Source organism: Bacillus sp. NSP9.1, assembly GCF_000465465.2.
Taxonomy (GTDB): Bacteria; Bacillota; Bacilli; order Bacillales; family Bacillaceae; genus Bacillus; species Bacillus sonorensis_A.
Window position 1 is genome coordinate 691101 of sequence record NZ_CP048273.1, and the last position, 12250, is coordinate 703350.

Below are 12250 nucleotides of genomic sequence, written 5' to 3' on the forward strand. Positions count from 1 at the left end.
GTTGAAGGTACTTTGGATTACCAGTGTTTATCCCAGCGGTCAAAAACCGGGGGAAGGCGTTTTTCATGAGACACAGGTACAGGCGCTGCGGATGCTCGGAATCGATGTCACCGTCATTTGTCCTTTGCCTGTGAATCCCGGGCCTCTCAGGCTTCTGAAAAAAAAATACCGGCGCATCCGTTCATCTCCGGAATATGAAGAAAGAAAGGGAATTCCGGTCTACAGGCCGCCATACACTGCGCTGCCCGGCCAGCTGAAATGGGCCCAGCCGCACCGCCGGATAGCCGAAGCCGTTTTGCGGACAATCGGCAAGCACCGGCTGGCCCCCGACATGATCCATGCCCATTTCGCGATGCCGTCGGGAGGCGCCGCCGCCGTCGTCTCAGAAAGGCTCAACATCCCTTATGCGCTGACGCTGCACGGGAGCGACGTCAATGTTTACCCGCATTACAGCAAAGGGGCCTTCAAAGCATTTGAAAGAGCCGTTCGCTCGGCTTCCGATGTATTGGCGGTCAGCGATATGCTGAAAGACAAAACAAAAGAGATGACAGGTGTCGAAAGCGCTGTGCTTCCGATCGGGGTCAGTCTTGACCGGTTTCAAAAGCCCTCCGCTTCAAAAGCCGAACTGAGGGAGAAATACGGCTTGCCGAAAGATAAAAAGCTGCTGACCTTCGTCGGCCGTTTGGTCAAGGGAAAGGGAGTGGCTGAGCTGGCAGAGGCCGTCCGGCAGCTTGATGACAGCTATGCGGCGGTGTTTGTCGGCGACGGGCCGGAAAAAGAGCGGATCCGGCAAAAAGCCGGCGGCCAGGCGATATTGACGGGGCAGGTGGCCAATCAGCAAATATCCGAATACCTTGCCGCATCAGACCTGTTTGTCCTTCCTTCCTATTCGGAAGGGATGCCGACCGTTGTCATTGAAGCGCTGGCTCTGAAAGTGCCGGTTGTCTGCACAGCGGTCGGCGGTGTCCCGGCTTTGTTCGGAAAGCATCGCCATCTCCTTGTGAAGCCGGGTTCCGTCTCCGAATTGAAAGCCGCGGTCACCGATTATGTCGAAGGCGGCAAATGGCGGGCGGATATCGCTGACGAGCTCTATCAGAAGGTGTATGAACATTATGATGCAAACCAAAACGCAAAAGCGCTGAAAGAGAGATATGAAAGGATCGTGCGCGATCTAAAAAAAGGCGCGGAAGTACCCGGCGGACGGGGGTGAAATGTCAAAAGGACCTGTTTAAAGCCGCAGGTTTAGGTCCAAGATGAAATCTAGAGAGACTTGATTTTTATAAACAGAGATAAAAATCATCGCCTAAAAAAAGCTATTGGATTGAAGGGTTAGCTTAAAGAAGGGAATGATGATATTGAAAAGGATCGCTGTCATTGGAACAGGATATGTTGGGCTGGTATCTGGAACTTGTTTTGCCGAGGTGGGAAATTCGGTTGTCTGCTGTGATATAGATGCTGAAAAAATCAGAGGGCTATCAGCCGGTATCATGCCAATCTACGAAAACGGACTGCAAGAACTAGTTGAGCAAAACGTAAATGAAAACCGTTTGTTCTTTTCAACGGACATTCCCAAGGCGATAAAACAATCAGACATTATCTATATAGCTGTCGGGACGCCGATGTCAGAAAGCGGAGAAGCTGACCTGACGTATGTAAAATCCGTCGCCGAAACGATCGGAAGCCATTTGAACGGCTATAAAATCATTGTGAACAAGAGCACTGTTCCGGTTGGAACAGGAAAGCTCGTTCAATCGATTATCGAGAAGGCCTCAGGAGGCAAATACCCGTTTGATGTCGTCTCGAATCCCGAGTTTCTTCGCGAAGGAACGGCCATTTTTGACACGATGAATATGGAAAGAGCGGTGATCGGCGCCACGAGCGAAAAAGCTGCGGCGATCATTGAAGAGCTTCATGAACCGTTTCAAACGACGGTTGTGAAAACAAACCTTGAAAGTGCAGAAATGATTAAATACGCGGCCAACGCGTTTTTAGCCACGAAGATTTCGTTCATTAATGATATTGCGAACATTTGCGAAAGAGTCGGCGCCGATGTCGCAAAGGTTTCCGAAGGTGTCGGACTCGACAGCAGAATCGGCGGGAAATTTTTAAAAGCCGGGATCGGCTTTGGGGGCTCTTGCTTTCCGAAGGATACGATGGCGCTTTTGCATATCGCCAAGTCTGTCGGCTACCCGTTTAAAATGATCGAAGCCGTGATTGAGACGAATCAAAAACAGCGGGCCCACATTGTCGGAAAGCTGCTTGACGTGTTTGGCGATCTGAACGGCATGACAGTTTCGGTTCTCGGATTGGCGTTCAAACCGAATACAAATGATATGCGGTCAGCGCCTGCACTGGATGTCATTCCGATGCTGCGAAGTCTCGGCGCTGAGGTCAAAGCATACGACCCGATCGCGGTTCCGGAAGCGGAGCGCCTGCTCGGCGATCAAGCCGTTTACAGCAATGATTTGTTCGAGACGGTAAAAGATACGGATGCGTGCCTAATTTTAACAGATTGGCCGCAGGTGAAGCATATGGATATAAAGAAGCTAAAATCATATTTAAACCGGCCGGTCCTGATTGACGGACGCAATTTGTTCCAGCTCGAGGATATGAAAAGGGAAGGCTTTATCTATCATTCAATCGGCCGCCCTCATGTACAGGGAGAGAAGATTTTAACAAAAGTATAAACGCGGGGTGTTATCAACATGGAAAAAGTACTAGTGACAGGCGGATGCGGATTTATCGGCTCACATATAGCGGAACAGCTTCTGAAAGAAAACTATCAAGTATCGATTCTCGATAATTTATCAACGGGTCACCGCTCGAATATCGAAGGACTTCCGATCGACTTTCACCACGAGGATATTACAAACCCGGAAGTCATAGAAGTGATCAAAAGCATTAATCCCGATTATATTATTCATTTAGCGGCACAGGTGAGCGTGGGGGAGTCTGTCAAAGATTTTTTGAACGATGAAAATATCAATATTAGAGGCTCGCTTCACGTCATCAAGGCAGCGAGCGAATGCGGTGCAAGAAAAATCATCTTCGCGTCTTCCGCCGCCGTTTACGGAAATCCGGATTATTTGCCTGTCGACACCCGTCACAACACAAACCCGGGATCGCCTTACGGTTTGACAAAGCTTACGGTAGAAAACTATTTGAAGCTGGCCTATGACCTTTACGGAATCGAGTTCTGTGTGCTGCGGTACAGCAACGTGTACGGACCGCGCCAAGATGCGAAAGGAGAGGGCGGAGTCGTCTCGATTTTCTCCGACCTGTTAACAAGCGGAACAGCTCCGGTTATCTTTGGAGATGGTGAACAGTCCCGCGACTTCATCTATGTCGGCGATGTGGCCAGCGCCAATGTCAAAGCGCTCAAAGCTCAATCAAACGTTTGTTTAAATGTGTCAAACGGCTTTTCCATTACGGTCAATGAGCTGTTTGCCGAGATGAAAAAGGCGACGAAATCAACGCTTTCTCCGATCTATCAGGATGAAAGACCTGGAGATATCCGCCACAGCACACTGAGCAATGAAGAAACAAAACAAATCTTGAACTGGGAACCGAAAATGCCGCTCAGTGAAGGACTGGAAAAGACCATTTCCTTTTATAAAAAAGAGATGAATACTTAAAAACAACTGGCTGCTGGCTCATGCCGGCAGCCCTTTTCCAGAAAACACGCGGAAGGAGGGGGAATCGATGAGTCTGAAACGTTCCGCGGCCAATGTTCTGGTTTGGCTCGCCGCTTTGGCCGCAGGCTTAGCATTAACGAATTTATTGGCTCAAACAAGCACAAAGAAAATATTGTTTGTCTTTCTGTTTTTGATCGCGCTGGCTGTATTTGCAGTGCTCAGACCATATTTGTCAACCGAACAGATCATGATGCCCATCTTGTATCTATTGATCTCGGCAACGTTTGCCAACAATGCGTTTTTTACGATCAAGCTCGGATTTTTCAGTCTGTTCCCATACCGGATTCTCTTGATCCTGGCAGGCTTCTGGTTTGTCATGGACATCTTGAAAGGCAGGGGCCATCTGGAAAAATGGAAACAGGTTCATGTGAAAGGGATTCTCTCGTTTTTTGCTTTTTGGTTCTGCTATGGAATGATTTCGCTGCTTTGGGTCAAGTCTGTTACAGATGGCGTGAAATATTTATCACTGCTGGCGATGGGGATGTTTTTTGTCTTTTTGATCGTCCTGTACTTTCAAAAACTGGACCGGCTGCTCGCTTTTTATTACATATGGATGACGCTGACGATTTTCTTGATGGTCATCGGATTCTACAACCATTTTACATTGCACCATCTGCCGAGCTCTACGCTGTTCAACGGACCGCATTATAAGCAGCACTACCCGACATCGGTTTTTTTCAATCAGAATGACTTTGCGACGTTCCTGTCGATCAGCTTTTTCTTTTATCTGGCTTTTTTTAAAAACATCAAAAACAGCTACTTGAAGACGGCGGGACTGATCCTCGCGTTTTGTTCGGTGTATTTGATTTTCCTGACCGGTTCAAGAGCCAGTATTTTAGGCGTCATCGCCGGTCTTGCGCTGTACGTGTTTATTTTGCTGCCCCGGATCTTAAAAAAGTGGGCGCTTATCATCGCTGCCGCAGGATTCATCGCTTTTGCCGCGCTCTTTGCCGGCAAAATTACGGATAAGTTCTATGAATATTTCTTGGCCCCGCAGGCCTCGCACGATTTCAGCGAGCCGCTGCCGTCCAATGTCGCCAGGGCGAACCTTTTGAAAAACGCCGGACATTATGTGCTTGATACATACGGATTTGGCGTGGGCGCAGGCAATGTGCCGTATTATTTAGAGCATCACGCCCTCTTTGATACCGACCAGGTTGTGGAAGTGCATAACTGGCTCGTTGAGATTATGGCTAATTTCGGGGTGCTGATGATGCTCGGCTATTTCACGATGTATCTGTATGTCATGTTGGTGCTTTACCGTTTTTATAAAAAAGGACTTTCAAGCCGCTATAAGCTTCTGATAGAAGGGCTGCTCGCCGCTCTTGTCAGCTTTCTTGTCTCAAGCATCAGCCCGAGCTCCGTCTCGAATCTGTATTTCCACTGGGTGTTTCTCGCGTTGGTTCTCGCGGCGGTCAATACCTTTAGAATACATGGAACGAGTGAAACCGAACGTTTTAGATGATGTCCGAAATAGAATTTAAAAGCAGGGAGAAATTGATGTGAATGATTTAATCAAACGTATTGCAGGCAGAATCAAAAAGTTTTTTGTGCTGATCATCGCGCTTCCACTAGTTCTTGGGCTGTTCGGCTATTTCATGCCGAAAGGAGAGGCGGCTCCGTCCGATTACACGGCCACTGTAACGATCTCGACAGGGAACTACGGAGAAGCGAAGTACAACAATGCAAAAGATGTTCCGCTCCTTTTGAAAAACGAACCGTTTTTAAAAGAGATTTTCCCCGAGATGGAAGAGGAAGATCTGGCGGAGCTGAAAGATGAACTGGCGATTGAAATCAGAACGGATTCGCTTTTCAACTTAAGCTATACAGGGCCTGATAAAGAAGAAACATTAAGCATATTGGAAAAGATCAAAAATGCTTATATGGAAGCCGACAAAGCCCTCTTTTCAAAAAGAGAGGAAGTCATCGAAAAGAACATCAAAGCGCTTGAAGGTGAAACGGTCAGCGCTGACTCCAAGGTCGATAAGCAACGATTTTTGTATGAGCTGGAAACGAGCAAGCTTGATTTGAAGCATGCCGAGGAAATCGAGCCTTTAACCGTTTTGGACAACGAGTCCGCCGGCTTGTCGCCGAAAAAAAGAGCGGTGCTCGGCGTGTTGATCGGTTTGGCGCTGTCGTTTTTGATTATTGTTGTGCCGGAAGTGTTTAGAGAACGCTAAAATTTTGATTGGGGATGTGGATCAGGATCATGTCGAGTCAAAAACCTTTAATCTCTGTGATTACGCCTTCCTATAATGCGGAGGCATTTATCGAGAAGACCATTCAGTCAGTCCTCCATCAGAGCTTTTCCGATTGGGAAATGATCATCGCCGATGATTGCTCAACAGACGGAACGAGGGACATTTTAAAGCGTTATGAAGAAAAAGACGGGCGGATCCACGCCATTTATTTAGAGGAAAACAAGGGAGCGGCGGCGGCGCGGAACGCCGCCCTCAACAAAGCGGAAGGGCGCTATGTCGCTTTTTTGGACAGCGATGATGTTTGGAAAAAAGAGAAGCTGGAAAAACAGTTTGCTTTTATGCAGAAGCATCAACACGCCTTTACATTTACGGCGTACGAGCTGATCAGCCAAAACGGCGAGCCGCTTCATAAAACGATCGCCGCGCCCGGAAGTCTCGCCTATGACGACGTTTTAAAAAATACGATTATCGGCTGCCTGACGGTCATGCTTGACAGGGAGCAGACGGGCGACATTCAGATGCCGAACATTCGCACACGGCAAGATTTAGCGACTTGGCTGTCTATTTTAAAACGGGGATTTAAAGCGTACGGATTAAACGAGCCATTGGCTGAATACCGGATTGTCGACACGTCGATTTCCAGAAACAAGTGGAAGGCGGCGCAAAAAACGTGGTATGTGTACAGGGAAATTGAGCGCCTCCATTTGATGAAGGCGACATGGTGCTTTGTCCACTATGCGAAAAATGCGGTCATGAAAAGATTATAACGGCATCGCCGGAAAAAGGTGATAGAAAGTGAAAACAGATCAAGTCAGACATGTTGTAGTGGCGACCGGCCAGTGGGGGCAGGATCAGCTGAGATACCGAAGGCACCGCCTTGCGGAATTTTTGGCTGAACAAAAGGAGACAAAGGAAGTCATCTGGGTATGTCCCGCAGAAGAAGTTTTTTCAGAGACATTTACAGAGCTTAACAACGGCATCAAGCAATTTGCGGTCAAGGATTTTTTAAAGAAAAAAGTGTTCAGATTTGCGCGCTATAAAGATGTTTTCTATCAAAAAAAGCTCGCACCTCTTTTACAGTATTTGACGACAGAAGGCCGCGGAGAAAAAGTGTATTTATGGTACACATTCCCCGGCTTTCCGCTGCTCGCGTCGTTATATCAGTGGGATCAGGTCATTTATGATTGCAGCGACCATTGGGCGGCGCCGATCAGCGGAAAACAAAACATTGCCGCTGCGTTCAGGCGAAAGGTGATTGTTGAAGCTGAAAGCAGAATTCTCAATGCCGCTGACACGATTTTTTGTACGTCCGAATATTTGCGCCAAAATGTCCAGAACCGGCTGAAGGGAGAGAAAAAGCCGGTTTTTAAGATCGAAAACGGCGTCGAATACGATCTGTTTGCGCGAAATGAGCAAAAGGCGGATGTATTGAACGGCAGAGAAGGCACCGTGCTCGGTTTTATCGGCGGAATTAAGCCGAAGCTCGACTTCAGGCTCGTCAAAGAAACCGCCAGAGCGAAACGGGAATGGACGTTTTTATTTGTCGGTCCTGACGGAACAAACGGCGACCCGGAGTTTCAAGAGCTCCTGCAGGAGGAGAATGTCATCTGGACGGGGCCGGCGGCGCCCGCGGAAGTCCCTGCTTATATGAATGTGATTGATATCGGGATCATGCCTTACAAGCCGTCTCCCTATAATAATGCGGTGTTTCCTTTAAAACTGTTTGAATTTTTGGCGGCCGGGAAGCCTGTCGTCGGCTTAAACCTGCCTTCAACAGAAAAGGTGCAGAAAGAACACATTTACCGTCATATCGCAGGGAGCGATATGCGTGCGTTTACGAAAGCCTGTGAAGAACTGGAGATGTCGCACGATGACCCTTCCCTGACCGAGCTTCGCAAAAAGACGGCCAAGGAGAAAGATTGGCATCAGTTATTTTTCGAAATGACCGGAAAACTAAACCTGAACCAGCATGCATAGGCCGCGGCAGAATTTAATTTATCATGTTTCTTTTAGATTGAGCTTGTTATAATAAATAATGAAATTGTATAATGAAAAGGTATGACCTATTCTTAACTCGAACCAGACTTCATTAAAAAGGAGACTTCTTTATGTCTTATGAACGCACAATACTTGCGTTTTTTGTCTCTCTGATAACCGTTTTAATCATCACTCCGCTAGTGAAACGAATAGCACTCAAATCCGGTGTCATCGATCAGCCGGATCATCGAAAAATACATGATAAAATTATGCCGCGTATGGGCGGTTTAGCCATTTTTATAGGAGTATTGACCGGATCGATGGCCGGCGGTGTTTATGAAAACAGAATAACGGCGATCACGCTCGGCGCTTTTATGATCGTCACGTTAGGGATTATAGATGACAAATACAATTTAAACGCGAAAGTCAAATTCACCGTCCAACTACTGGTGGCTTGCCTGATCGTCAGCACCGGTTTGAAAATGGAGTTTTTGTCGATCCCGTTTTGGGATATCCGCTTTGATCTAGGGTGGCTCGCCTATCCTTTAACGATTTTATGGATCGTAGGCATTACAAACGCCATCAATCTCATCGACGGATTGGACGGACTCGCAGCCGGCATATCGGTGATCGGCCTTTCGACAATTGCCATCATGGCTTTTTCCGCCGACAAAATCTTAATTTTCTCTTTATCATTGGTTGTCATCGGCAGCACGCTCGGCTTTCTCTTCTATAATTTCCACCCCGCGAAAATATTTATGGGAGACACGGGCTCGCTGTTTCTCGGCTATGTGATCTCCGTCTTGTCGCTTTTGGGTCTGTACAAAAGCGTGACGCTTTTCAGCGTCGTCATCCCGATCATCATCCTCGGGGTGCCGATCTTTGACACGACCTTTGCGATTATTCGGCGCATTTTAAACAAGCAGCCGATTTCCGCACCTGACAAATCACATATCCATCACAGGCTGATGGCCTTCGGACTGTCACACAGAAAAGCGGTGATCGTCATCTACTTAATCGGCATCGTCTTCAGCCTCAGCGCTATTCTCTTAAAGACAGCGACGCTCTGGATGTCGATCTTCATCATCTTCGGCCTGATCCTCTTCATGCAGATCATCGCCGAAGTGACCGGACTCGTCAATGAGCAGTACAAGCCGTTCACGAAGTTTTACAGGCGCATGGTGAAAAGGAATTGACAAAAAACCTTGATTTCAAAAGAAGAAATCAAGGTTTTTTAATGGTTATTTAGACGAATATTCGTTTACTTCAAAGGTCAAGATATTGTTGAAAATCACATAATCCTTCCGGCTGGAAAACGGCCCTTTGTTATTGTCATGCTTATCAATCGCATATTTCGACGACCCGCTCCCGGCGTCTTTTTGATCATACCAGCTGATAAAGTCATTTACCTCATCCATCGACAGGTCAAATTCCTTCTCAAGACCATTCGTCATGGTGATGACGAGCAACGCGCGGTCACCTGATGACTGATCCGGAGTTGGTTCCGGGGTGGTGGGAGTTTCCGGTGTTTCGGTGTCTGGTGTTGAATCTTCTGGGGTGTACATTTCGACTGTTTTTAATGCAAGGTCTCCATTAGATATTCTGCCCCCAATGATATAGATATCATTTCCAACTGTAGCAGCAGTAGCTAAACATCTTGCGCTGTTTAAGGATTTGAACTCTTCAATCGAATCATTAGAAGGATCATAGACTTGTGTTGTTGCAGTTGCTTTATCACCAGGAATTACTCCACCCATAATATATATTTTCCCATTTAGAGTGGTTACTGATGTAAAAGTTAATTCACTAATCAAATTTTGTTTTTTTGTCCAAGAGTCTGTTTCAGGGTTATATTCATAAAGAGTTTTAAACATTTTTTCCTTGGTGTAAGCACCATTCATTCCACCGACTGCATAAATTTTTCCATTTAGAGAAGCGGTGTTGGTACCGATAGCACGAACAGGCATATTATTTTTTTTTGTCCACTTTTTTGTGTTTATATCATAACTATAATTTTTACCGTCTAATATTACGTATATTTTTTTATCAATAACTTCCGCAGAAGTATAATTCCCCGACTCAGGTAAATCAGGAGCATTTTCCCAAGAATCGGTAGCAGGATCATATACCTCTACGGTATTAAAGAAATGAAAACCATCCTTTTGTCCTCCGATGACATAAATTTTCCCGTCAACAACGGCAGCAGCTGCTGCGTATCTTGCAGTAGGCATATCAGCCTTTTGAGTCCACGTATTCTTTCTAGGATCATAAACAAAAGTTTCTTTTTTATTGGGTACATTACCACCGAAAATATAAATTTTCCCATTATAAACAGCGGTAGCAGCTTTATAACGAGCTTCAGGCAAATCCGCCTTCGCCACCCAACCATTCGTCTCCTCACCAGCATCCTCCGCCGATGCGGGAATATACCCCGTCACATAGCTGAGCAGCACAATGACGCATACTAAAAAAAGTTTCTTTTCAAACATATCTCTCCTTATCCATAATTTCAGCATTCTTTTATATCGGCTGACCGGCGCTTTTTTTAATAGAATCGGATTGTGATGAGCGGTATAGCAGCGCACATAAAAAAACACCTCTTGATAAATCTCTCATCAAGAGGTGTGTCTTTTATCAGTTTGAATATTAATACGACACAGACGCATCTGCAGAACTATCCGTCCCGTCGGGAGTTGTGTCTGAGCTGTCAGTCGATGATTCGCTTGCATCAGCGGTTGCATTCGGATAGAGGTGTTGGGTCAGTTCACTTTGAACGTTCGCCAGGTTTTGGTCATCCGGTTCAAAATAGTACACGCCGGCAAGCGTCAGGTCTTGTCCGGTAATGCTTAACGTTTCAATATCATTGCCTTCAAATCCGCTGTAGATTTGCTGGAGGGCGAGCGCTTGCGTGATTCTGAAGTTTGTTTGAATATTTTTGCTTGCTTTTTGGGCGATCGTATCGATTTTCGCCAGGTTTTGCGGCTTGGAAATCTGATCGAGCGCCGCTTTGAGGATTTGCTTCTGCCTGTCGTTTCTGCCGAAGTCTCCCCGTTTATCCTGCTTTCTCATCCTGGCGTAGGCCAGCGCTTCTTCACCGTTTAAATGCATGTTGCCTTTTTTGAAGTAGATTCTTTTCGATTTGGACACATCGCTTTTTTCGTCAAAGTCAAACGGCACGTCAACATCGATGCCGCCGATTTCGTCGATGACCTCTTTGAAGCCGTCAAAATCGACCGTCGCATAATAGTCGATCGGAATGCCGAGAAAATCCTCGACCGTCTCGATCGTTTCTTCTTTGCCGCCTTTCGCATAGGCCGCGTTAATTTTCGTTTTTGTACCGGATGTGTCACTGGCCAGCTGGACTCTCGTATCCCTAGGAATACTGAGCATTTTCATCGTTTTTTGCTTAGGATCAAGCGTGACGACAATCAGGGAGTCCGACCGTCCGTGGTCTCCGTCTGTCGCATAGTCTTCAATCCCCATGAAAAGAATGGAAAAAGGCTTTTTCTTAATATCGACGACTTCATCGCGAAGCTTTGACTTTTCTCCCCGTTCCAGTTGTTCGTAAGTGTCGTCTGCGGCAGAGATCGTGTTGAAAATCTTGTAAATGCCCACTCCGCCGATTACAAGAAGTGCGAGCAGAATCAGGACCATCATCCGTTTAAACAGCTTTCTTTTTTTACTCTTTTTTTTCCGCACTCTCACTTTTATACGCTCAGCCATATATTAATCTCCTTTAATTATTAAAAGCTTCTTCCAGATAGACCTGAATGCCTTCTCTATTCTCACTCTTGCCATTTGTTAATTCCGTTATCCATTCAGTAAAGGCCTGTTTTTCGTTTTCCTTTACATATGTTTCAAACTCAACGTCATCGGCATAGTGAACGTCTTTTATTTTATACGGCGACTCGCGAAGCTCGTTTTCCAGCTTCCCGATCCACGTGTAGCCGACAGTGGTGTGCATCACCCGCATCAATGTGCGTTCGACAACCCCGACATGGTTCAGCCCTTCTGATACGGATTTTCCGTAAGCCCGTATCAAACCCCCGGCGCCCAGTTTAATGCCGCCGAAATAGCGCGTAACGACCGCGCATGTATCTTTTAAATTGCGTTTTTTTAATACTTCAAGCATCGGAACTCCTGCTGTTCCGCTCGGTTCCCCATCATCGTTTGCTTTTTGAATCTGATCGTTTTCACCGATGACATATGCGGAACAATTATGAGTCGCATTCCAATGCTGTTTTTTTATATCATGAATAAAATTTTGCGCTTCTTCCTCAGTACTGACACGGGTTAGATGACAAATGAACCGGGATTTTTCGATCACGATTTCATGCGTCCCTTCTCCGGAAACAGTAAGATAGCTTTGCAGCATCC

11 protein-coding genes are annotated in these 12250 nt (G+C 46.4%); 8 read left to right on the top strand and 3 right to left on the bottom strand.

Annotated elements, in window-relative coordinates; genetic code table 11:
- Window position 1 precedes the first annotated feature (1 nt).
- The 8 genes from tuaC (at window position 2) to M654_RS03390 (ending at window position 9069) form a co-directional block, all read left to right on the top strand.
- On the top strand, window positions 2-1210 hold the full coding sequence (gene tuaC / locus M654_RS03355; RefSeq protein WP_026588959.1) for a teichuronic acid biosynthesis protein TuaC: 1209 nt from the start codon (window positions 2-4) through the stop codon (window positions 1208-1210).
- A gap of 145 nt (window positions 1211-1355) precedes the next feature.
- Complete coding sequence (tuaD, locus tag M654_RS03360) at window positions 1356-2687, top strand: UDP-glucose 6-dehydrogenase TuaD (RefSeq protein WP_142246088.1); 1332 nt, start codon at window positions 1356-1358, stop codon at window positions 2685-2687.
- A gap of 18 nt (window positions 2688-2705) precedes the next feature.
- Window positions 2706-3635: an NAD-dependent epimerase/dehydratase family protein gene (locus M654_RS03365; RefSeq protein WP_026588957.1), complete on the top strand. Its 930-nt coding sequence runs from the start codon at window positions 2706-2708 to the stop codon at window positions 3633-3635.
- A gap of 67 nt (window positions 3636-3702) precedes the next feature.
- Window positions 3703-5160 carry a teichuronic acid biosynthesis protein TuaE gene (tuaE, locus tag M654_RS03370; RefSeq protein ID WP_026588956.1) on the top strand — a complete coding sequence of 486 codons (1458 nt, stop codon included), beginning with the start codon at window positions 3703-3705 and terminating at the stop codon, window positions 5158-5160.
- A gap of 37 nt (window positions 5161-5197) precedes the next feature.
- Window positions 5198-5875: a teichuronic acid biosynthesis protein TuaF gene (gene tuaF / locus M654_RS03375; protein WP_026588955.1), complete on the top strand. Its 678-nt coding sequence runs from the start codon at window positions 5198-5200 to the stop codon at window positions 5873-5875.
- Window positions 5876-5904: 29 nt separating this feature from the next.
- Window positions 5905-6663, top strand: a complete 759-nt coding sequence (gene tuaG, locus M654_RS03380; protein ID WP_026588954.1) for a teichuronic acid biosynthesis protein TuaG — start codon at window positions 5905-5907, stop codon at window positions 6661-6663.
- A gap of 28 nt (window positions 6664-6691) precedes the next feature.
- The gene (tuaH, locus tag M654_RS03385) at window positions 6692-7873 is read left to right on the top strand and encodes a teichuronic acid biosynthesis protein TuaH (RefSeq protein ID WP_026588953.1); all 1182 of its coding nucleotides are present in this window, start codon (window positions 6692-6694) and stop codon (window positions 7871-7873) included.
- A 131-nt stretch (window positions 7874-8004) separates the two neighbouring features.
- Window positions 8005-9069: a glycosyltransferase family 4 protein gene (locus tag M654_RS03390; RefSeq protein WP_026588952.1), complete on the top strand. Its 1065-nt coding sequence runs from the start codon at window positions 8005-8007 to the stop codon at window positions 9067-9069.
- 45 nt (window positions 9070-9114) lie between these two features.
- Here M654_RS03390 and M654_RS03395 read toward each other — a convergent pair whose 3' ends face one another.
- From M654_RS03395 to M654_RS03405, 3 genes are all read right to left on the bottom strand, one after another.
- Window positions 9115-10458 (bottom strand): Kelch repeat-containing protein, encoded by a 1344-nt coding sequence (locus M654_RS03395; RefSeq protein ID WP_081692877.1) that lies wholly within the window; start codon window positions 10456-10458, stop codon window positions 9115-9117.
- A 61-nt stretch (window positions 10459-10519) separates the two neighbouring features.
- Window positions 10520-11596 carry an LCP family protein gene (locus M654_RS03400; RefSeq protein ID WP_026588950.1) on the bottom strand — a complete coding sequence of 359 codons (1077 nt, stop codon included), beginning with the start codon at window positions 11594-11596 and terminating at the stop codon, window positions 10520-10522.
- 13 nt (window positions 11597-11609) lie between these two features.
- Window positions 11610-12248, bottom strand: a complete 639-nt coding sequence (locus M654_RS03405; protein ID WP_026588949.1) for a YigZ family protein — start codon at window positions 12246-12248, stop codon at window positions 11610-11612.
- Window positions 12249-12250 lie beyond the last annotated feature (2 nt).